This window comes from Carnobacterium sp., from assembly GCF_032094055.1.
In the GTDB taxonomy this organism is placed as follows: domain Bacteria; phylum Bacillota; class Bacilli; order Lactobacillales; family Carnobacteriaceae; genus Carnobacterium_A.
Genome location: NZ_DAMDAK010000024.1, coordinates 28424 through 28643 on the forward strand (window position 1 = coordinate 28424; position 220 = coordinate 28643).

A 220-nucleotide genomic window follows, 5' to 3' on the forward strand; every position below is an offset into this window, starting at 1 on the left:
AGCGATTGCTCCACCAATCATCGGCGCTACTACTGGAATCCATGAGTAACCCCAGTCTGAAGTTCCTTTATTTGCAATCGGTAGCAATTGATGCGCAATACGCGGACCTAAGTCACGGGCCGGGTTGATTGCATAACCTGTTGAACCTCCTAGAGAAAGACCGATTGAAAGAATCAATACCCCTACTACTAATGGATTTAATCCCTCAGAGAATGCATTT

General features: G+C 45.5%; 1 protein-coding gene. It reads right to left on the bottom strand.

Going from position 1 to position 220, the window contains the following annotated elements; genetic code table 11:
- Positions 1–220, bottom strand: a 220-nt coding sequence (locus tag RT405_RS05575) for an aquaporin (RefSeq protein ID WP_313468272.1), incomplete at both ends; no start/stop codon positions are given.